Annotated in this window: 20 protein-coding genes; 3 read left to right on the top strand and 17 right to left on the bottom strand. The window is 56.1% G+C overall.

Translation table 11 applies throughout. The features are described 5' to 3' along the window. The first annotated feature begins 43 nt into the window (after window positions 1-43). From KI811_RS15365 to KI811_RS15355, 3 genes are read left to right on the top strand one after another with little or no spacing between them, the layout of a single operon-like run. Window positions 44-1,312 (top strand): TolC family protein, encoded by a 1,269-nt coding sequence (locus KI811_RS15365; protein ID WP_246551802.1) that lies wholly within the window; start codon window positions 44-46, stop codon window positions 1,310-1,312. A 2-nt stretch (window positions 1,313-1,314) separates the two neighbouring features. Further along, window positions 1,315-2,439, top strand: a complete 1,125-nt coding sequence (locus tag KI811_RS15360) for an HlyD family secretion protein (protein WP_214187357.1) — start codon at window positions 1,315-1,317, stop codon at window positions 2,437-2,439. Window positions 2,440-2,451: 12 nt separating this feature from the next. Then, on the top strand, window positions 2,452-4,005 hold the full coding sequence (locus KI811_RS15355) for a DHA2 family efflux MFS transporter permease subunit (protein WP_214187356.1): 1,554 nt from the start codon (window positions 2,452-2,454) through the stop codon (window positions 4,003-4,005). A gap of 7 nt (window positions 4,006-4,012) precedes the next feature. Here the strand turns inward: KI811_RS15355 and KI811_RS15350 are convergent, their stop codons facing one another. The 17 genes from KI811_RS15350 to aspS all read right to left on the bottom strand — a co-directional run bounded on the left by KI811_RS15350 (window position 4,013) and on the right by aspS (window position 19,997). Further along, complete coding sequence (locus KI811_RS15350) at window positions 4,013-4,657, bottom strand: TPM domain-containing protein (protein ID WP_214187355.1); 645 nt, start codon at window positions 4,655-4,657, stop codon at window positions 4,013-4,015. A 20-nt stretch (window positions 4,658-4,677) separates the two neighbouring features. Further along, window positions 4,678-5,550: a TPM domain-containing protein gene (locus KI811_RS15345; protein WP_214187354.1), complete on the bottom strand. Its 873-nt coding sequence runs from the start codon at window positions 5,548-5,550 to the stop codon at window positions 4,678-4,680. Between the two features lie 11 nt (window positions 5,551-5,561). Beyond that, the gene (locus tag KI811_RS15340) at window positions 5,562-6,146 is read right to left on the bottom strand and encodes a LemA family protein (protein ID WP_214187353.1); all 585 of its coding nucleotides are present in this window, start codon (window positions 6,144-6,146) and stop codon (window positions 5,562-5,564) included. Beyond that, on the bottom strand, window positions 6,143-6,460 hold the full coding sequence (locus KI811_RS15335; protein ID WP_214187352.1) for a SemiSWEET family sugar transporter: 318 nt from the start codon (window positions 6,458-6,460) through the stop codon (window positions 6,143-6,145). Before KI811_RS15335 ends, KI811_RS15340 begins: the two co-directional genes overlap by 4 nt. Next, on the bottom strand, window positions 6,457-7,203 hold the full coding sequence (locus KI811_RS15330) for an RNA methyltransferase (RefSeq protein WP_214187351.1): 747 nt from the start codon (window positions 7,201-7,203) through the stop codon (window positions 6,457-6,459). The genes KI811_RS15335 and KI811_RS15330 overlap by 4 nt, the downstream gene beginning before the upstream one ends. 24 nt (window positions 7,204-7,227) lie before the next feature. Continuing rightward, on the bottom strand, window positions 7,228-7,866 hold the full coding sequence (locus KI811_RS15325) for a DedA family protein (RefSeq protein ID WP_246551801.1): 639 nt from the start codon (window positions 7,864-7,866) through the stop codon (window positions 7,228-7,230). Between the two features lie 80 nt (window positions 7,867-7,946). Further along, entirely contained in the window at window positions 7,947-8,684 is a 738-nt protein-coding gene (locus KI811_RS15320) for a hypothetical protein (protein WP_214187349.1), read from the bottom strand. 39 nt (window positions 8,685-8,723) lie between these two features. After that, window positions 8,724-9,674: a GTPase-activating protein gene (locus KI811_RS15315; protein WP_214187348.1), complete on the bottom strand. Its 951-nt coding sequence runs from the start codon at window positions 9,672-9,674 to the stop codon at window positions 8,724-8,726. Between the two features lie 85 nt (window positions 9,675-9,759). After that, window positions 9,760-10,926 carry an HD-GYP domain-containing protein gene (locus tag KI811_RS15310; RefSeq protein WP_214187347.1) on the bottom strand — a complete coding sequence of 389 codons (1,167 nt, stop codon included), beginning with the start codon at window positions 10,924-10,926 and terminating at the stop codon, window positions 9,760-9,762. A 150-nt stretch (window positions 10,927-11,076) separates the two neighbouring features. Beyond that, window positions 11,077-11,625, bottom strand: coding sequence for a 2-oxoacid:acceptor oxidoreductase family protein (locus KI811_RS15305; protein WP_214187346.1), 549 nt, complete (start codon window positions 11,623-11,625; stop codon window positions 11,077-11,079). A gap of 30 nt (window positions 11,626-11,655) precedes the next feature. Beyond that, window positions 11,656-12,474: a 2-oxoacid:ferredoxin oxidoreductase subunit beta gene (locus KI811_RS15300; protein ID WP_214187345.1), complete on the bottom strand. Its 819-nt coding sequence runs from the start codon at window positions 12,472-12,474 to the stop codon at window positions 11,656-11,658. Between the two features lie 2 nt (window positions 12,475-12,476). Further along, complete coding sequence (locus tag KI811_RS15295; protein ID WP_214187344.1) at window positions 12,477-13,610, bottom strand: 2-oxoacid:acceptor oxidoreductase subunit alpha; 1,134 nt, start codon at window positions 13,608-13,610, stop codon at window positions 12,477-12,479. Between the two features lie 24 nt (window positions 13,611-13,634). Further along, the gene (locus KI811_RS15290) at window positions 13,635-13,829 is read right to left on the bottom strand and encodes a 4Fe-4S binding protein (protein WP_004513147.1); all 195 of its coding nucleotides are present in this window, start codon (window positions 13,827-13,829) and stop codon (window positions 13,635-13,637) included. A gap of 195 nt (window positions 13,830-14,024) precedes the next feature. Then, window positions 14,025-14,978, bottom strand: coding sequence for a malate dehydrogenase (gene mdh / locus KI811_RS15285; protein WP_214187343.1), 954 nt, complete (start codon window positions 14,976-14,978; stop codon window positions 14,025-14,027). A 51-nt stretch (window positions 14,979-15,029) separates the two neighbouring features. Next, complete coding sequence (locus KI811_RS15280) at window positions 15,030-17,252, bottom strand: NADP-dependent isocitrate dehydrogenase (protein WP_214187342.1); 2,223 nt, start codon at window positions 17,250-17,252, stop codon at window positions 15,030-15,032. Between the two features lie 253 nt (window positions 17,253-17,505). After that, a complete protein-coding gene (locus KI811_RS15275) occupies window positions 17,506-18,198 on the bottom strand; it encodes a LysM peptidoglycan-binding domain-containing protein (RefSeq protein WP_214187341.1) in 693 nt (230 codons plus the stop codon). A gap of 14 nt (window positions 18,199-18,212) precedes the next feature. Continuing rightward, window positions 18,213-19,997: an aspartate--tRNA ligase gene (aspS, locus tag KI811_RS15270; protein ID WP_214187340.1), complete on the bottom strand. Its 1,785-nt coding sequence runs from the start codon at window positions 19,995-19,997 to the stop codon at window positions 18,213-18,215. Window positions 19,998-20,161: the final 164 nt, after the last annotated feature.

The raw sequence follows: 20,161 nt of genomic DNA, 5'->3' as shown, positions 1-20,161 counted from the left end.
CTCCATGAGGAAAGACCAGAAAGCGCCCATTTCCCGATGGGCAATGAACAGATTGCTTTGGGGCTTGGTGGCCGTTCTCTCCCTAGCGGGAGCGGCACACGCCGAAACCCTTTCCCTCGATGAGTGCCTCCGCCGGGCAGCCGCCGGCAACTACGGTCTGACCGTGACAGCCCATGACAGGCGAATCGCTGCCGAGAACATATCCCTGGCCAAAAGCGGCTTCCTCCCCCGCCTCGATTTCCAGGGAGGATACACGGCCCAGGCCAAACCTCAGGCCTTTTCCTTTGCGGGACGCGAGACCGAAACCCAGGACGCCACCTACGGTTTTTTCAACATTACCGCCACCCAGACCATTTACGACTTCGGCCGCACATCCTCCCGCACCAGGAGGGCATCGCTACTCCAGGAAGCGGTGTCACACAGCTATGACGCCCAGGAACGAGATGTCTTCCTCCAGGTGGTGGAGGCTTACTACGGAATCCTCGAAGCGAAAAAAGTCCTCGGCGCCGCCGACGAGGAGATCGTTCAGCGAACCGACCACCTGCGGGTGGCCCAGAACCTGTACGAGCAGGGAGTGGTGACCCGCAACGACCTGTTGCAGGCCGAGGTGAAACTGGCCGACAGCCGGCAGAGACGCCTCGCGGCGACAAACCTCGTGGAAAACCGCTGGCTCTTCCTCAACTATCTGACGGGGCGCCCTCTCCCCTTCCGGGCAGACCTGGAGGAGAAGGATACACCGGCGTCCCTACCGCCACTTGAAGCAGCCGAAGAGAAGGCTCTGGCGAACCGCCCCGAGCTCGCCGCTCTCGCCAGGACGGTGGAGGCAGGGGAAGCAGAGGTATCCGAGGCCCGTACCGGCTACTTCCCGGAGATATTCGCCCAGGGAAGCATCGACTACATGGAGAACAGCAAGGCGCGGGAGCAAGCCATCTACGCCGCCACCGTGGGACTGCGCGTCAACCTTTTCGATGGCCTTGCCACCACGTCGCGGTACCGTCAGACAGTGGAAAATCTGGGAAAGCAGCGGGACAACCTCCGGCTGGCCCGGGAACAGATCCGCCTTGAGTTGGCAACATCCCAAAACGATGCCCGGGTTGCGGCCGAACGGATCAGGACCGTCGAAACGGCTATCAAGCAGGGAGAAGAGAACCTGCGCATCAACCGCGACCGCTATCAGGCCCAGGTGGGGACCGCAACCGACGTCATTGACGCCCAGACCCTCCTTACCCAGATCAGGACCGACTATTTCCGGGCCGTTTTCGATTATCAGGTGGCGGCGGCGCGGGTCAGAAAAGCAATGGGAGAACTGTAGTCATGGCAGTGGATGAGTCAAAGGGACATCAAGAGGCGGAAGAAACCGCCAAAACCGCAACCGAAACGGCGGGCGCTCCGGTCAAGCATCGGGGAGGGAGGCGGAAGCGCGCGGGAATCATCCTCCTCCTGGTGATCCTTATCGGCCTCTTCATGGGACTACGCTGGGTCATTCGGAGCAAGGCTCTCATCACGACCGACAATGCCTTCGTGGAGGCCCACATCCACGCAGTATCCCCCCGGGTTTCGGGTACCGTGACCGCTGTCCCCGTGAAGGACAACCAGTTCGTGAAAAAAGGGGAGACCCTGGTGGAACTGGACCCCACGGACTATGAGGTTCGAGTCCGGGTGGCGACGGCCGACCTTGACATGGCACGCAATGAAACCTCTGGGGACTATGCCCAGGTGGAAGCGGCGCGAGCAACGGTTTCCCACGCCCGGGCGCGGCTTGACCAGGCGGAACTGGACCTCAGGCGGGGAAGTGCCCTCTTTGCCAAGGAGGTGATACCCCGGGAGCAGCTGGATCGCCTCGAAACGGCGCGACGGGTGGCTGCTGCCCAGCTCCGGGAGGCAGAGGAAGGGGTGCGCAAGGTCCAGGCCGAGCTGGGGCTGGCAGGGAGCGGCGGCAAAGAGGCCCGGGTCGCCCAGCGGGAGGCTAAGCTTCGGGAAGCATCCCTCAGCCTTTCCTACACGCGCATCGTCGCCCCCGTTGACGGCTACGTGACCCGCAAGTCCGTTGAGACGGGATCCACGGTCCAGGCGGGGCAGCCCCTCATGGCGGTGGTGGCCCTTGACGACACCTGGGTAACGGCCAACTACAAGGAGAGCCAACTCACCCACATGAAGCCGGGCCAGAAGGTGGAGTTCACCGTGGACGCCTACCCATCACGCACCTTCACCGGCCGGGTCGAGAGCATCATGGCCGGCACCGGCGCCGCCTTCTCCCTCCTCCCCCCTGAGAACGCCACCGGCAACTACGTGAAGGTGGTGCAGCGGGTGCCGGTGAAGATCGTGGTGGATCCGGGAAGCGACCCCCAGCATCTCCTCCGGGTGGGAATGAGCGTGGTCCCCACCGTGAACACGGGACGGAAGATTGGGGAAATCCTCAGGGACTTCCGGCCTTTTTAGGGGTGCTGATTCATGGACGCACCGGTCAAGGACGTCAACAAATGGATCGTCACCATCACGGTGATGCTTCCCACCATCATGGAGATCGTGGACACATCGGTGGCCAACGTGGCGCTCCCCCACATGCAGGGGAGCCTCAACGCGGGGACCGATGAAATCACGTGGGTTCTCACCTCCTACCTGGTGAGCAACGCCGTGGTCCTTCCCATGACCGGCTGGCTCTCCCGGCATTTCGGCCGTAAACGTTTCCTTATCTCCTGCATCACCCTCTTCACCATGGCCTCGCTCCTCTGCGGCGCGGCCCCCAACCTGGCAAGCCTCATCTTCTTCCGGGTGCTCCAGGGAGCGGCTGGCGGCGCCCTCATCCCCAGCAGTCAGGCTATCCTCCTGGAAACGTTCCCTCCCCACGAACGGGGAATGGCCAACGCCATCTTCGGCGTGGGGGCCATGTTCGGGCCGATCATCGGCCCGGCCCTCGGGGGGTGGATCACCGACAACCTCAACTGGCGGTGGATCTTCTACATCAACATCCCCCTCGGCATCATTGCCGTCATCATGGCCGTCTCCTTCATCTTCGACCCGCCGTACCTGCGCCGGGCCAGGGTTGCCATCGACTGGTGGGGTCTGGTGCTGCTCACCGTCGGCCTCGGGGCGCTCCAGATCGTTCTCGACAAGGGGCAGCAGGACGACTGGTTCAACTCATCCTTCATCCTGTCCTGCTCGATCCTCTCTGCCCTTGCCCTCATTGCCCTCGTCTATGTTGAGTTGAAGCACGAGCATCCCATCATCAACCTGCGCCTTTTCAAGGATGTTTCCTTCTCGGCGGGCAACTTCGTCATGTTCATGCTCGGCTTCGGGCTCTACAGCTCCATCGTGCTGATCCCCCTCTTCCTCCAGACCCTCATGGGGTACGACGCCACCCTGGCCGGCATGGTCCTCGCCCCCGGCGGGTTGGCTACCCTGATCACCATGCCGTTCGTTGGCGTGGCCCTCTCGAAATACGACGGGAGGAAGGTGATCCTGGCGGGACTCATCATCAGCGCCTGGTCCATGTTCCTGATGCGGGGATTCACCCTGGAAGCGTCGTACTGGGATTTTGTCTGGCCCCGGGTCATCCTCGGCGTGGGGCTCGCCATGCTCTTCGTCCCCCTCTCCACCCTCACCCTCGGCTCAATCCCCAAGGTGGAGATGGGAAATGCGGCCGGCTTGTACAATCTGTTGCGGAACGTGGGGGGGAGTGTCGGTATCGCCGTGGCAGCGACGATGCTCTCCCGTCAGACCCAGTTCTTTCAGAATGTCCTGGTGGACGGGGTGACTCCTTACAGTCAGGTGGCCCGGCAGAAACTCTTGATGCTGAAGCAAGGATTCATGCTCAGGGGCCTCGATGCCGCCTCCGCCGACAAGGCATCCCTGGCCGCCGTCTACGGCATGGTCCAGCGCCAGGCGGGGATGCTCGCCTATAACCGTATTTTTTGGATTGTGGGATTGACGTTTCTCGGTGTGATGCCGTTTTTGCTCCTGCTCAGAAAGCAAAAAATCGGCGCGGAAACTGAAGGGGTGCACTAGAGTTCAACTACGAAGGGGAACGCTCGGTGAGAATCTCATCTCTCAGCTCGTTCACGTCGTCGGCCCTGTGGGGGAAATGTTTGGCCAGTTCGGTGCCGCACCCGGCAATGACCGTGCAGAGGGCCTCGCAGGCCTGTTTATCCCGAAGTCCCCGAGCCAGTTGAACGGCCAGATGCTGCCAGAAATGGGGATCAATTCTCTCGTTGATACCCCGGTCGCCGAGAATCCATACCTTGCGCTCAAGAAGGGAAATGAAAATGAGGATGCCGGTTTCCTCGCGAGTCCGGTAGAGCCCCTTTTCGTAGAAAGCCCGAACCGCCCGCTCCCTCACTGCCTCGACGACCCGGCGACGCCCCGCGAACGGAAGCTTCAGACGCGGTACGAGACGGAAAAGATACCAGCACGGGAAATACAGTAGAACAACCAGGGGGATGTACGACCAGATGGTCACATGGCGGATCACCACGGCAAGAATAACCGACAGGAGCCCGGAGAGGAGCACCGCACCGAGAATCTCCGCCTCCCGGTAGCTGTCGCTGGCATCCGCGACCATGGTGGCGATCTCCCCCGAGGTGCTTCCCTCGGCTTCCGCCACCGCAGCCCTAACCCGCTCCCGTTCTCCCGGGGTGAAAAACTCCGCCTCCCTTTTCACGCCTTCCCCCTCATCCCTGATCACCAATCACCCGACGCCCCGCCGCCGCCGAAGCCGCCACCGCCACCGGAAAAGCCTCCCCCGCCCGATGACAAGCCGCCGCCGAATCCTCCACCGAAACCTCCGCCATAAGTGGTCCCACCCCAGCCCCCCCCGCCTCCCCGTCCACCACCGCCGAAGAGGAACGTCAGGAAGAAACCGAGGAAAAACCCCGCCACTGCCAGTCCGGCAAGGACGACAATCCCGAGTCCCGGAAACGTGAGCGATGCCACCAGGGGGAGCCCTGCAGCCCCGGCTATGCCGCCGAAGACCCGAGAGAGCGCACCGACAAAGATGCAGGCGACTCCTAGGAAGAAAAGGAGCGCCGCCACAGGAGGGGCGCTTTTTTTCCCCTGCCGGAGATCTTGCGGGGTGGCGGCATACTCTCCCTTGACCACGGCCATAATGGCGGTAACGCCGGCAGTGACGCCGCCGTCAAAATCCCCCTGTTTGAAGCGGGGAGTGATCTCGCCCCGGATGATCCGCCCCGAGACAAGATCAGTGAGGGTTCCTTCGAGGCCGCGCCCCACCTCTATCCTCACCTTCCGCTCCGCCTTGGCAACCAGGAGGATGGCGCCGTTGTCCTTTCCCTTCTGGCCAATCTGCCATGCCTCGGCAACCCGGATGGAGTATGTTTCCAGATCGTCCCCTTCCAGGGACGGCACCGTGAGGACCACGATCTGGGTCGAATCGCTCCGCTCGAACCCGGCGAGGGTTTCTTCGAGCTGCCGCACCGTCCCGGCGGAGAGGATGCCGGCATAGTCGTTCACATATCCCCGCAGCTGCGGCACGTCCAGAGCCGAAGCTAACGCGGGGAGGAGAACGATGAGTATGGCAAGGAAGAAGCGTTTCATTCAGATCACGGTCAGAACTTCACTTTGGGTGCCGTCTTGGCCCCTTCTTCCGCTTTGAAAGGCTCCTTCCGCTCCAGGTGAAGCAGGAGCTTGTTGGTGAGGCTGTTGGGGAAGGTGCGTATGCTGGTATTAAAGTCCTGAACCGACTTGTTGTAACGGGTGCGGGCTACGTTGATCCGGTTCTCGGTCCCCTCCAGCTGGTTCTGGAGGTCGAGGAAGTTCTGATTCGCCTTGAGATCGGGATACCGTTCAACAACCACCATGAGACGGGAAAGGGCGCTTGAAAGCTCCCCCTGAGCCTGCTGGAACTTGGCGAATGTCTCAGGGTTCGACAGCGCCTCCTTGGTCACCTGCATGGAGCCCACCTTTGCCCGGGCCTCGGTCACCGCCGTCAAGGTATCCGCCTCGTGCTTCGCGTACCCCTTCACCACCTCCACGAGGTTGGGAACCAGGTCTGCACGACGCTGGTAGGAGGCCTCCACATCGCCCCAGGCGGCGAGAACCGCCTCTTCCTTGGCCTGCATCACGTTGTAGCCACACCCTGTCAACCCCGAGAGGGTGAGAGCGGCAAGCACAAGCATTACTATCCGTTTCATAGGTCCTCCGCTTGATTGGTTTGTCCTAAAGGATAATCACCATCGGCCCCGTTGTCATCCCCGCAATAGAAAAATTTCATCACGATCAGAATGCCGTTGCAAGCGATGGAAAATATGTTGGCCGCAATGAGCGGTATGTCCCCGATCATGACGCCATAGGCGAGCCAGAGGATCATTCCGACGACAAGGATCACCGGCTGCCAGACCGAGATGTCACGCACGCGCTTGGTGCGGTAGGCCCGGGCCACCTGCGGCACCACCGCGATGCTCGTCACTGCCCCGGCAACCAGTCCCAGCATTGTCTCGCCGTTCATTGTCCCTTCTTCCCCTTGAACTGGTCGGCGGCCCAATCGATCTGGGTCATCATGCCGCGTAGGATGGCCACCTCTCGGTCATCCAGCTCGGCACGGGAAAAGATGCGCCGCACTGACCGCATGATGTGGTCCGGGTTCTGGGGATTGAGGAAACCGATCCGCAAGAGCGTCCGCTCCATCTGGCCGAAGAGGGCCTCCTGGGCGGCGCTGCCTGCGAGGGTCCGGGCCTCACCCGCAACGGTTCCCTCACCCAATCCTCCAAAAAGTTCGTAGCAGAAGATCAGCACCGCCTGGGCCAGGTTCAATGATCCATATTCCGCGGAGGTGGGGATGGTGGCGTGCCACCGGCAGAGGGAAAGCTCGTCGGTGGTCAGACCGCTGTCTTCCCGACCAAAAACGAGGGCCGCACGGTTCCCGGCCAGGTTCGCAGCAATCTTCTGCACGATTTCTCCCGGAGAATAGATCTCCTGCCGGTACTTGCCGTGACGGCGGGTGGTGGCAACGGAGAGTTCCGTGTCGGCCAGAGCTTCCTCCAGGGATGGGAAGATCCGGGCCTCCTCCAGGAGGTCCTTGGTGGAAACGGCAAACTTGTACGCCTCGGGATGGTCGAGAGGACACCCCTTGACGATGCGGAGTTCAGCCAAGCCCATGTTTTTCATGGCCCGACAGACCATTCCCACGTTACCCGGACTCTGGGGCTCCACGAGAATGATTGAAATGCTATTCTTCATCGAAACGGTCATCGAGGTCTCCAGCAAATCTCGTTGTCACTGATCCACGTTTTTTCGGCTATCCCTCATCCTCTTCAACCTCGTTCGGGCTGGTTTGCGCCGGAACCAGGCATGGACGAAATGAGAGAGCCACATACAGAAAATAAGGCCGGCAAGCACTGCAAGAAGGTGCATCTCGTAGCGGCTCACGTCCTCAACAAACAACGAGGCGCTCTTGCCGAAGAAGTAACCGGCCAACGAAAACAGCGTCGCCCAGAGGAGCGCACTCGCCATATTGAGAAAAAGAAAGCGGACCGCCGGAAAAGTGGACATACCGAGGATGATCGGCAAAACAATCCGAAAACCATAGGTGTATCGGGAGACGAACGCGACGAACGTACCGTACTTCTCTATGAGCCGCAGGGCCTTGCGGAACTTCCGGGCGATGAGGATGAACATCTTGAGAAGCCATGGCCCCTTCCAACGGCCCAGATAGAAGTAAAACTGGTCGCCGAGGAACGCGCCGCCGAGGGCCGTTACGATAACGACGGGAAGGTTCAGATACCCCTGGAAGGCCAGGAACCCGGCCAGTATGAGACCCGCCTCCCCTTCCAGGAAAGTCCAAAGGAAGAGAACCCAGTAACCATGTTGTTGCAGATACTCACCAAGCAGGTGGTTCACGTAGCCCCCGAGCATCGACGGAACGGATCACTGTTCCGCAAACAAGAAAAGGGCCTCACAGCCCTTTTCTTGAAAAAATAGATACACGTGCTGCTCTAACGCAACAACTTCAACAGATAGATGAATGTCCCCCCAACAGAAACCCCCGAAAGGAGGCCGGCATAGTCGTGGACCATGAGCGAGAAGTCGCGACGGCCCATGTACTGGTCGGGCACGACGCCTCCCAGGTTCTGCATGATGAGCTTCCAGTCCGCATCCCAGTTGTAAACCTGGAGATAGAGTTCAGCCCCCTTCCAGAGGAAGATGGCGATAAAGACGATGCCGAAACCGATGAATCCCTTGGCAATGACCGAGTCCCGGATCTGGGCATAAATCTTTCGAACCATATCGAGATTGACCAGGGAAAGAAACACCCAGGTGGTATTCTCGATCACGCTGATGTTACGAAGGACCGTGTACTGGGGTTCCGGATTGATGAACACGAAAACGACCGATGCAGCGACAACGCCGAGGACCGTGAGGTAAACCGCCGTCTTGGTTCCCCCGATCTCAAGGGTACGGCTGAAAATATAATACTCCTGGAACCCGTGGGTCATGACCATGATAGAGATAGTGCCGATAATGTAGTGGATGGCCTCAAGCTGGGTATAGGCGGTCCACGGCATATCGAGGGCCTTCTCCACCACATAGAGCTGGCTCAGGAAAATGAGGAAGAATCCCAGCGAAATACTGGTCCAGACCCGGGCATTACCGATACTGAAGTAAAAACTGATACATCCCGCCAGGAACCAAAATATTATCTGTACAAGGTCAACCGTGGTGATGTCCGCCATTGTCCCCCCACACTACTCGAAAAAATCATCAACAGCCTGTCAAATCCGCCGGGCAATCTCTTCCTTCATGGTGTCCAGCATCTCCTTCGTCTTGGACATACTGGTGAGCAGCTTTGCCCCCTTTTCCACCCCGGCCAGAAACGCGCCGACTAGCGCACTATCCTGGAGAGCCCTCCGTCCCCCCCGGTCATTCAGTTCCTTCTCCACGAGGGCAGCCCCCATCCTCCCCACGTACGCCATGGCAACTTCTTTCAGATCATCCTCAAGTTCCCGAAGCTTTTCCTCTTCCTGGTACCGGTCGACAACAGCAGCTTCATTGCGGATTTTGTCACGCTCGGAGGCAAATCTGCTGCTGGTCGACTCCCAAAGCTTCGACACGTTGACCATCTCAAGAAGGTCATAGTGCATCAACTCATCGGCGCTCTTCGTGGAGAGCACATCTATCTTTGCCCCCGGTAGCCCTGCAATCTTCTGGGACTCGGTTGCCGATGTCTCTATATCAGTGGAGCCGTCATGGAAAAAACCGAGGGGCGCCCCCTCCTTGTAAAAAATAAGGGCTGTGCGGCTCTCGGTGTAGAGCCTGAGACAACCATTGAGCCTCTGGGCTTTCATCTTCTCCAGAAGCCCCTTAATGTCGATCAGCTTCAGTTCCTGCCCCGCGTAGAGGACATCCCCATGGATCATCGCGTGCAAACACATGGTCAAATCCTTGGAAAGCCTGTAGACACTGAGACTTCCACCGCCAGCAAAAATAAGGGTGCAGACGGCAGCAAGCGCCTCGAACCCCGTGAGCTTTCGCCCATCCTGTTCATGCATGGCACTGATCAGCTTGCCGGCTTCAAAGAAGAGAATCGCCGTTGCCGAGGGAAACGTAAAGTTCAGGTAGCCCGTGAACCCGCCTGCCTTGAGCTTCTCGAACATATCAGGAAGCTTGACCTTGGCAGCAGCTATGTTCTCATACAGTGGGTTTCCCTTGGGAAGGAGGAACATCCCGGTCTCCTTGGTCAGAGGTTTTTCACAAAGTAATCGATTTGTGTGCGGGAGTCAAAGCCTAAGTAGGGGTAATCCAGGCCGACTAAGTACTCATACTCTTATAAATCCGGGCAAAAATATGTTCAATGGCAAAGAAAGTCGCAAGAACTGCAGGATCGAAATGACGTCCCGGATCGATGCGCCTGTCTCCAACCGTGAAGACAGAAAGCACCTCTTCGTGACTTAAGGGCTCTTTGTAGCTTCTCCTTGAGCGCAAGGCATCGTAGACATCAGCCAGTTTCACAATTCGCCCGGAGAGTGGAATACCCTCCCCGCGCAATCCATGGGGATATCCACTACCATCCCAGTTCTCGTGGTGTGATATGGCAATCTCACGTGCAATTTGCAGCCGGGGTGAATCACCGAGGATCTTCTCACCATAGGCGGGGTGAAAGCGCATGATCCGCAGTTCGTCTTCGTCAAGAGGGGCTGGCTTAAGAAGGATTTCATTCGGCACCCGGATCTTACCCACATCATGCATCTGCGCCGAGTAGGAAATCACTTCCACGAGCTCAACCGGCAGCCCCATATTGGCAGCCAAGGCCCCTGCATAGCGGTTGACACGGACAATATGTTCGCCAGTACCCTCCTCCGCAGCCTCGCACGCCCGTGCCAAGGATTCAATGGTATAGATGAAAGCCTTCTCCGTCTCCCTGACACTGTTGGATAACGTGGTCAACGACCCGATAACTACGGCAAGACTCTGAAGAACCATTGCATCGTACTCCGTAGCCTCACCGGGATAGTTGAAGGCCAGGAGCGCTCCGCCTGCTTCGCCTCCTATGTGACAGCAGATGAAATTTGTTAAGAGCTTGCCAATGTACGCTTTTACCGTTGGATGAAAATAGGCCTGATACTCCTCAACCGTTTCACAGGCATCACACCAATTGGAGATAATAACTTCATCCGTAAGGCGTTCCGGAGCATAGACCGATGCAGGATCAATAAGAATCTCTTCAGAGCCCTCCACGATCTCCCCGGCACTGAGATGGAAGACTCTGCCGCGGCTAGCTCCTGACTTCCCATTCAGAAGAATAAAGATACTAAGAGGGCCACGCCTGCCGCTCCCGCCCAGAACGCGACCGAGAGCTTCAACATAGAGCTCCTTGTCCGTAAATTTACGGTTCGAGAGGTTTCGGAGAGTGACGTTGACTAACCGCAGGAGTTCCTGTGTCTGCTGTAGCGATGTGTTGCAAAGCTCCAAGGTCATAAGAAAATCTCACCGGAAAATTCAACTGCCTGCCATACAGTGTTGGTTATACTCTATAAAACCGCCTCCGGCAAGGATCCAGCCCCAAAACGACAGAAGGCCCGAGCCAATGGCATCGGGCCTTCTGTATTATTCACGGGGCGAAGAAATTTAAGCCTTCGCCGCCATTGCCTTGTCGTAACCGAGATGGAACGCCTTTTTGTTCAATTCAAGAAAAGCTTCCGGCACCCGGGCAAGAACCGCCTTCTCAGCCGCTTCCTTCGTAACCACGCCGGTCAGGGCCACCATAGCACCCAGCGCAACGATATTGGTGACGATCTCACGACCAATTTCATTCTTGGCGGTATTGGTGATATTGAACTTCGTCACCTTGAAATTTCCAACCGGCTCGCGCAGAACCAGATCGGAATCGATGAGGAGTACTCCCCCTTCCTTGAGGTCGTGGGAATATTTGTCGCAAGCCTCCTGGGTAAGAGCCAGGAGTGCGTCGCACTGGGTAACCTTCGGATAGTCGATAGTTTCATCGGAGATAATAACTTCCGACTTCGATGCGCCGCCGCGGGCTTCAGGCCCGTAACTTTGTGACTGAACGGCTTGAATGCCATCATAGATCGAGGCAGCTTCAGCCATGATCACGCCTGCCAGAATCAGGCCCTGACCACCAGCCCCGGAAAAACGAATTTCATATCTTCCAGCCATCTGTATAGTCTCCTTTTGCAATCAGGGTGATTATTTTGCAGCCTGCGCCCGCTGAATAACCTTTGCGTACTCTTCAGTATATTCAGGCTTCTCAACCTTATGAAGAACGCCAGTAAGAACCTTGCCTTCCAGTTGCTCGGCCGTCATCTTCTCGGCAGCCTTCACCGGAACAGCAACTTCCTTGAGGCGATTCATCATATCAATAACCGAGCGGTACTTGTTGCGACGCCCATAGGTAGTCGGGCAGTCATCAAGGATTTCAACGACAGAGAAGCCCTTGTGCTGGATAGCCTCAGCAATCAGTTTGTCAATCTGGGCGGCATGGTATGCGGTGCCGCGGGCAACAAAGGTTGCGCCTGCGCCGATGGCAAGCTTGGCGATGTCGAAGCCGGGGTCCGGGTTGCCGTAAGGAGTAGTGGATGCCTTGGCGCCGGTGGGGGTACAGGGAGAGAACTGGCCGCCGGTCATCCCGTAAATGTAGTTGTTCATGATGATATACGTCATGTTGATATTGCGGCGGCAGGCATGAATGAAGTGGTTGCCGCCGATAGCAGTGCCATCGCCGTCACCGCCGCACAGGATAACGTTCATTTCAGGCTTTGCCATCTTGACGCCGGTGGCAAAGGCAGCAGCCCGGCCGTGGGCAGTGTGCAGCGTACAGCAATCAATATAGCCCGGCAGACGCGAGGCGCAGCCGATACCAGAGACAATGCACGTATCTTCCTTCTTAAGGTTCAGGGAGTCCATTGCCCGGATCAACCCCTTCATGACAATCCCGTGGCCACAGCCGGGGCACCAAATGTGCGGCAATTTACCGGGACGAATATACTTATCGTAATCAAACGCCATGGTTACTTGACCTCCTTCATCTTGTCGAGGATCTGATCCGGATTGATCGGCTCACCATCGACCCGGAAAATACCGAGAACCGGAGCATTCCCCTCGATGCAGCCTTTAACCACACCAGTGCACATTCCAAGGTTCATTTCCGGAGTTATGAACCCTTTGACTTTTTTGGAGAGTTCCAGAAGGCGCTCCTCAGGGAACGGCCAGAAGGTGATGAGACGGAAAAGACCCGCCTTGATGCCGTTTTTGCGAGCCTCATTCACTGCGAAACGGGCCGAACGGGAAGTAGAGCCAAACGCAACAACGATGACGTCTGCATCGTCGCACAGATACTCTTCCCATTTCATGATGTCAGCCTTGTTGGCTTCAACCTTGCGAACCTGACGCTCTTCTTCTGCTTGAACGATCTCAGCCTTGGTGGTCGGGAAGCCGTCCTGCATCTTGTTGAGGCCGGTAACGTGAAACTTGTAGCCGGAACCGAATGCAGCCAGCGGAGGGACGTCACCGAACGAGGTGTCATACGGCTTGTATTGCTCAGGCGGGACAGAGGGTCCCTTGCGATCGACTACTTCGATCTCACCCGGCTCGGGGAAAACAATGCGCTCGCGCATGTGAGCAACGATCTCGTCCGGCATAATCATGACCGGCGTACGATATTTTTCAGCTAGGTTGAAGGCCCGGACCGTCTCCTCGAAAAGTTCCTGCACCGAAGCAGGAACGAGGCAGATGGCGGGGTGATCGCCGTGGGTGCCCCACTTGGCGCACATAACGTCCGACTGCGACGGACCTGTCGGCATACCAGTGGAGGGACCGCCACGCATCACGTTGACAATAACGGCGGGTACTTCGGTAATGCAGGCATAACCAATGTTCTCCTGCTTAAGCGAAAGGCCCGGACCAGAAGTCGATGTAAGCACTTTGGAACCGGTCAAAGATGCCCCGATAAGAGCAGCCATAGCACCGATTTCGTCTTCCATCTGAATGAACTTGCCACCCACCTTCGGGAGTTCAGCAGACAATACCTCTGCAACTTCGGTGGAAGGAGTAATAGGGTAACCGGCGAAAAACCGGCAGCCAGCGTAGAGAGCGCCGTGGGCTGCGGCCTCATTACCCTGGAGAAATGCAACTTTCTTAGCCACGTCAAATACCTCCTCTTGGAATGGTTACGGGGTGACCTTGATAGCGAAATCGGGGCAGCGCAGTTCGCACTGCATACATTTGATACAAGCTTCGAGGTTTTTCACCGCCACGACGAAACCTTTCATCTCCAGTACCTTGGTAGGGCAGAACTCAACACAGATATGGCAGCCCTTGCAGTACTTCTCAACAATCTCGATAGTCGGAAGCTTTTTTTCCATCTAGATACGCTCCTTTACTAAAATGAGGCCGTTTCCGGCAAAACCTTTGTGGTTATAGCACACCCGTGTATACAATTTCAACGTTTAGAACGCGACGCTTATGAAATGCCGTTATTTTTTTCGAGGCAATGACCCTACAAGACAAAAGAAGGGCACAGGGCCCTTCTTTGCCTTGCTTCAGTAGGAATCTTTGAATTACTTAAGGCTGTCGACGAGGCTCTTGACCGCGGCAACCGACTTATCCATCATCGCCTGCTCTTCGGCATCGAGATTGAACTCAATGATCTGCTCAACACCGTTCTCGCCCAGAACCGCCGGCACACCGACATAATAGCCATTCACGCCGAACTCGCCTTGGAGGAAGCAGCAGGTCGGGAGAACCCGCTTCTGATCCTTGAGGATCGACTCGGTCATGGCGATGGCGGAAGAAGCCGGTGAGTAGAAGGCAGAGCCCGTCTTGAGGAGAGCGACAACCTCGCCACCTGCACCACGAGTCCGCTTGACCATTGCCTCCATGACTTCCTTGGCCTTAGCCTTGTCCTTATACTTGCGCTCCAGAAGCTCCATGACCGGAATACCGCAAACGCTGGTGTAACGAACAAGCGGTACCATGTCATCGCCATGCCCACCGAGGGTTACGGCAACGACATCCTTCACGGAAACGCCCAGTTCCCAAGCGATGAAGGCGGCAAAGCGGGAGGAATCGAGAACGCCTGCCTGGCCGATAACCCTGTTGTAGGGGAAACCGGTGATTTTCTGGCAAAGGGTAACCATGGCATCCAGCGGGTTGGAGATAACGATTATGAAAGAATTGGGGGCATACTGCTTAATACCCTCAGCAACCTGGGTCATGATCTTGGAGTTGACTTCGATGAGATCGTCACGGCTCATGCCCGGCTTGCGGGGAAGACCAGCGGTAACGATGACAACATCAGATCCAGCAATGTCCGCGTAGCTGTTGGTACCCTTGAGGCATACATCAAAACCGTCAACTGGACCAACCTCGGCGATATCAAGCATCTTCCCCTGAGGAAGACCCTCGACGATATCAAACATCACTACATCGCCAAGTTCGCGCAGGGCGCAAAGTTGAGCAAGGACGCCACCAATCTGACCACCACCGATGAGAGCAATCTTCTTACGTGCCATGTTTTCTTCCTCCGTTATGAATTGGGGTTATCTACGTGATACAACTGCGTATTAGATAGCGTCAATAATTGCATTCAGGGTCGGACTAGGACGCATTGCCTTTTCCACCTTCTTCTTGTCAGCGTGGTAATAGCCACCCATATCAACGGACTTGCCCTGTGCACCAATCAGCTCCTCGTTGATCTTGGCTTCGTTCTCCTGAAGCTTTTTCGCAACGGGAGCGAATTTCGCCTGAAGCTCCGCATCCTTGGTCTGGGCTGCCAGCGCCTCTGCCCAGTACATGGCGAGATAGTAATGGCTACCACGGTTGTCAATCTGACCAACCTTACGGGCTGGCGACTTGTTATTGTCGAGGAACTTGGCAATAGCCTGATCGAGGGTTTCGGCCAGCACGAGGGCCTTGTCGTTCTTGAAAGTAGTGCCGAGATGCTCCAGAGACGCGGCGAATGCAGAGAACTCACCGAGTGAATCCCAGCGCAGGTACCCTTCCTTCACAAATTGCTGGACGTGCTTGGGAGCGGATCCCCCAGCACCGGTCTCGAACAGACCGCCACCGGCAAGAAGCGGAACGATGGAGAGCATCTTGGCGCTGGTGCCAACTTCAAGAATCGGGAAGAGGTCGGTAAGGTAGTCACGAAGCACGTTGCCGGTTACGGAGATGGTATCCAGCCCTTTGCGGATTCTTTCAAGCGAGTAGTTCATTGCTGCTACCGGATCAAGAATCTTGATTTCCAGACCGGTAGTGTCATGGTCCTTAAGGTACTTCTCAACTTTGGCGATAACGTTTGCGTCATGGGCCCTGTTCTTGTCTAGCCAGAACACAGCGTGTGCACCAGTTGCACGTGCTCTACGGACAGCAAGCTTCACCCAGTCCTGGATCGGAATATCCTTTGCTCTGGACATCCGCCAGATATCACCCTTCTCGACGGCCTGCTCCATCAGCACTTTGCCGTCTTCTGCAACAACACGGACAGTCCCGTTTGCAGGAATCTCGAACGTCGTCGGGTGCGACCCATACTCTTCCGCCTTTTGAGCCATCAGACCGACGTTCGGAACGGAGCCCATGGTTGCAGGATCAAGTGCGCCGTTCTTCTGGCAGTCCTGAATGATCGCCTTGTACATGGTCGCATAGCAACGATCAGGAATCATCGCCTTGGTGTCCTGCAGCTTGCCTTCCGCATTCCACATCTTGCCCGACTCGCGAACGACAACCGGCATGGAGGCATCAACGATGATGTCGTTAGGCACATGCAGGTTGGTAATCCCTTTGTCGGAGTCAACCATTGCAATAGCAGGACGCTTGGCATACTCGGCCTGAATGTCGGCCTCTATCTCTGCCCTCTTGGCTTCCGGTAGGGACTGAATCTTGTTATAAAGATCGCCCAACCCCATGTTGGGGTTGACGCCAAGCTCCTTGAACGTTGCGGCATGCTTTTCAAAGACGTCAGAATAGAAGACAGAAACGGCATGGCCGAACATGATCGGGTCAGAGACCTTCATCATCGTTGCTTTGAGATGGAGAGAGAGGAGCTGGCCGTTCTTTTTCGCATCCTCAATCTGCTCTGCATAAAACTTTCTCAGAGCCTTCACGTTCATGAAGGTGGCGTCGAGAATCTCACCTTTTTCGGCAACGAGCTTGTCTTTCAGGACAGTGGTTTTACCGTCAGCACCAACCAACTCAATCCTGAAGCCGCCACCATTCTCCATGACAACGGATTTTTCGTTGCCATAAAAGTCACCGGTGGTCATGTGGGCAACTTCAGCCTTGGAATCCGAAGTCCATGCGCCCAGTTTATGGGGGTGCTTCTTTGAAAAATTCTTCACTGCAAGCGGAGCCCTGCGGTCAGAGTTGCCTTCACGCAGCACCGGGTTTACGGCACTGCCAAGAACCTTGGCATAGCGCTCCTGAATGGCTTTTTCCTCATCGTTCGTTGCAACTTCAGGATAGTCCGGAACCTTATACCCCTGGCTCTGGAGCTCCGCGATGGCCTCTTTTAACTGCGGGACCGACGCACTGATATTCGGAAGCTTGATGATATTTGCTTCCGGGCTATGGGTAAGATCCCCCAACTGGGTCAGATAATCAGAGACCCTCTGAGCTTCCGTCAGTTTTTCAGGGAAGGTGGCAAGAATCCGGCCAGCAAGAGAAATATCCCGTGTCTCAACCTCAACACCTGTCCCTGCGGTAAACTTCTGAATGATCGGCAGCAAGGAATACGTTGCCAGTGCAGGTGCTTCGTCAATTTCTGTCCAAATAATCTTGTGTGTCGCCATGTTCCCTCCTTTATTTTTTACGGCAATCCGCCAGAGGCTTATAAAATGGTCAGGAAATACGTTATCAACTGCAAATAATTGGCGTGAATCTACTTACATGAAACCAAATTAACCTTTTACCATAAAGTGTGTATACAGTATGCAAAATTACATGTACTGTCAAGGAAAAACTATTTTCCGTTTACGACAAAAATACCTTGAAGTTACACGCAAAAAAGCCGGGTGTTAACCCGGCTTCCGTTCATATTCACGACTATTGCAGACGACGTTCTTGGGCAAGGCGGCGAGCTTCCGCAATATCATCCCGACCCACATTTCTCGGTATCCTGAGCATCTGTCCCGGCCAGATTCTTTTCGGATCGCGTATCTGATCCCTGTTCGCACGATAAATGAGCGGCCATAGTAAAGCATCGCCATATATGTCGGATTGAGCTGCAATCTGGGGCAGCGTCTCTCCCCGCTTTACCGTGTGAACAGAGGGGAGATGACGAACCTCCCGCTCCTTCTCCTTGACAGCCACAGGCTTCTCGACTTTTTTTCGAGCCTCTCGCGCCTCCCTTTCCCGCTCTTCAACCATGCGGCGCTTCTGCTCCTCAAGGATCCTCTGCCGCTCGGCTTCTCGGCGCTCCTCCTCAGCCTTGAGCCTTTGTGCTTCCTGACGTGTTTTCTCGGCAGCGAGTTGTTGCTCTACCAACTCTGACTTCCTAAGGGCAAGGAGATAGAACTGCTCGGCATCCGAAACCCGGTTGCGCTCAAGGAGCCGGTCTCCGGCTTCGAGGGCATCGGTAATACTCGTAAATTCTTCGGCCCTAGCGCGCTCTCCCCACTGCATCCTCACAGCAGAGAATTTTGTCAGGGCGTCGGTACGGTAACGTGGCAGCCCCGGAGCACAACCCGCAAGGCAGAGAGCCAGCACCGAAACCATTGCCAGGTTTCTCGTCTTCATTCACTTTTCCGCTCTCATTGCTTGACGGTCACCTTGAGCGCAAGCTCCCTGAGTTGTTTTGCATCAACAGGGGAGGGAGCTTCTGACATGAGACAAGCTCCCTTCTGAGTTTTGGGGAAGGCAATAACGTCACGAATCGAATCGCTGCCCGTGAGGAGCATGATGAGACGGTCCATTCCGAAGGCAATCCCGCCATGGGGTGGAGTTCCGCATTCGAGAGCGTCAAGAAGGAACCCGAACTTGGCGCGCGCCTCCTCCTCCGAAAGCCCAAGCATGCTGAACATGAGGGACTGAACATGCTGCTGGTGAATCCTGATGCTGCCACCGCCGATTTCGTTGCCGTTGAGAACCAGATCATATGCCTTGGCACGACAGCTTCCCGGATCCGATTCGACCTTCTCCAGATCCTCATCCATGGGCGCGGTGAAGGGGTGATGGACCGCAGCCCACCGCTTTTCATCCTCATCCCACTCAAGGAGAGGAAAATCGGTGATCCAGACGAATTTGAACGTATTCTTGTCCGAAAGGCCAAGAATTCCGGCAAGATGATTACGGAGTTTACCGAGAGAATCGTTGACCACCTTCGGCTTGTCCGCCACAAAGAGAAGAAGATCGCCTTCTTCGGCTCCGAACGCCTGGTTCATTGTAGCGATTTCTTCGGCAGAGAAAAACTTGGCGATTGGGGAATGCCATTGCCCCTCTTCGATCTTGACGTAGGCAAGCCCTTTCGCACCGTAAATCTTGGCGAACTCGGTGAGATCGTCGATCTCCTTGCGGGAAAACCGTGCGCAGCCTTTAGCGTTCAGCCCCTTGATGATTCCACCGGAAGCCGCGACATCGGCAAAGACCTTGAAACCTGCTCCCTTGACGATATCAGTCAGTTCAACAAGCTCCAGGCCGAAGCGGACGTCGGGGTTATCGACACCGAAGCGGCGAATGGCCTCAGCATAGGTCATGCGTGGCATGGGAAGGGGAACATCCACCCCCTTGGCAACCGTGAAAATCTTCGCAATGAGCCCCTCCATGACCGAAATGATGTCCTCACGATCGATGAAAGACATCTCGCAGTCGATCTGGGTAAACTCAGGCTGACGGTCAGCGCGCAGATCCTCATCACGGAAACAGCGTACAATCTGGAAGTAGCGATCAAAACCGGAAATCATCAGAATTTGCTTAAAGATCTGGGGAGACTGGGGAAGGGCATAAAAATTCCCCTGGTTGATCCGGGACGGGACGAGAAAGTCGCGGGCACCTTCAGGGGTTGATTTGGTGAGGAAAGGAGTCTCGATCTCAAGGAACCCGTTTTCAGTCAAATATTGACGGGTTATCTGGGCAACCATCGAGCGGAGGATAAGGTTTTGTTGAAGCACAGGGCGCCGAAGATCCAGATAACGGTACTTAAGACGGATGTTTTCAGCCACATCGACATAGTCGTCAAGAGTAAAGGGGAGCGCCTTTGAGCGATTGAGAATCTTGCACTCGGTAACAAGGACTTCCACTTCGCCGGTCTTCATGGCGGAGTTGACTGTCCCTTCAGGGCGGGGAATAACTTCCCCTTTTACGGCTACGACGTATTCGTTACGGATCGCTTCAGCCTTATTATGGGCATCGGCATTTTTTGCGGGATCAAAGACGATCTGAGCAATGCCCTCGCGGTCGCGGAGGTCGGCAAAAATCAGACCACCATGGTCACGGCGGCGCAGAACCCATCCCATGAGGATAACTTCACGCCCCACGTCGGCCTTCGTCAGGTTGCCGCAATAACGACTCCTCTTCCATCCGCTCAGAATATCTTCCATCGGCAAAAACCTCCTTGCTGGTCGCTAAAATCGTGTCAGCATACTGAATATGAAAAGATCCTTCAAGAAAAACATACTGAATAGGACAACATGCAACGGGTGCCTTGGTGATGCATGCCAATAACGCAAAAAGGGGCTGGCCTTTCGGCCAACCCCTTAATGTT

The organism is Geobacter hydrogenophilus (assembly GCF_018501225.1).
Lineage (GTDB): Bacteria > Desulfobacterota > Desulfuromonadia > Geobacterales > Geobacteraceae > Geobacter > Geobacter hydrogenophilus.
The sequence above is the reverse complement of the archived record's forward strand: the minus strand, read 5'-3'. Positions and strand labels throughout refer to the sequence as shown.

Excerpts from the sequence above, each read along its gene's own strand:
- KI811_RS15365 (WP_246551802.1), top strand. The coding sequence starts at position 44 with ATGAACAGATTGCTTTGGGGCTTGGTGGCCGTTCTCTCCCTAGCGGGA.
- KI811_RS15360 (WP_214187357.1), top strand. The coding sequence starts at position 1,315 with ATGGCAGTGGATGAGTCAAAGGGACATCAAGAGGCGGAAGAAACCGCC.
- KI811_RS15355 (WP_214187356.1), top strand. The coding sequence starts at position 2,452 with ATGGACGCACCGGTCAAGGACGTCAACAAATGGATCGTCACCATCACG.
- KI811_RS15345 (WP_214187354.1), bottom strand. The coding sequence starts at position 5,550 with ATGAAACGCTTCTTCCTTGCCATACTCATCGTTCTCCTCCCCGCGTTA.
- KI811_RS15340 (WP_214187353.1), bottom strand. The coding sequence starts at position 6,146 with ATGAAACGGATAGTAATGCTTGTGCTTGCCGCTCTCACCCTCTCGGGG.
- KI811_RS15335 (WP_214187352.1), bottom strand. The coding sequence starts at position 6,460 with ATGAACGGCGAGACAATGCTGGGACTGGTTGCCGGGGCAGTGACGAGC.
- KI811_RS15330 (WP_214187351.1), bottom strand. The coding sequence starts at position 7,203 with ATGACCGTTTCGATGAAGAATAGCATTTCAATCATTCTCGTGGAGCCC.
- KI811_RS15325 (WP_246551801.1), bottom strand. The coding sequence starts at position 7,866 with ATGCTCGGGGGCTACGTGAACCACCTGCTTGGTGAGTATCTGCAACAA.
- KI811_RS15320 (WP_214187349.1), bottom strand. The coding sequence starts at position 8,684 with ATGGCGGACATCACCACGGTTGACCTTGTACAGATAATATTTTGGTTC.
- KI811_RS15315 (WP_214187348.1), bottom strand. The coding sequence starts at position 9,674 with ATGTTCCTCCTTCCCAAGGGAAACCCACTGTATGAGAACATAGCTGCT.
- KI811_RS15310 (WP_214187347.1), bottom strand. The coding sequence starts at position 10,926 with ATGACCTTGGAGCTTTGCAACACATCGCTACAGCAGACACAGGAACTC.
- KI811_RS15305 (WP_214187346.1), bottom strand. The coding sequence starts at position 11,625 with ATGGCTGGAAGATATGAAATTCGTTTTTCCGGGGCTGGTGGTCAGGGC.
- KI811_RS15300 (WP_214187345.1), bottom strand. The coding sequence starts at position 12,474 with ATGGCGTTTGATTACGATAAGTATATTCGTCCCGGTAAATTGCCGCAC.
- KI811_RS15290 (WP_004513147.1), bottom strand. The coding sequence starts at position 13,829 with ATGGAAAAAAAGCTTCCGACTATCGAGATTGTTGAGAAGTACTGCAAG.
- mdh (WP_214187343.1), bottom strand. The coding sequence starts at position 14,978 with ATGGCACGTAAGAAGATTGCTCTCATCGGTGGTGGTCAGATTGGTGGC.
- KI811_RS15280 (WP_214187342.1), bottom strand. The coding sequence starts at position 17,252 with ATGGCGACACACAAGATTATTTGGACAGAAATTGACGAAGCACCTGCA.
- KI811_RS15275 (WP_214187341.1), bottom strand. The coding sequence starts at position 18,198 with ATGAAGACGAGAAACCTGGCAATGGTTTCGGTGCTGGCTCTCTGCCTT.
- aspS (WP_214187340.1), bottom strand. The coding sequence starts at position 19,997 with ATGGAAGATATTCTGAGCGGATGGAAGAGGAGTCGTTATTGCGGCAAC.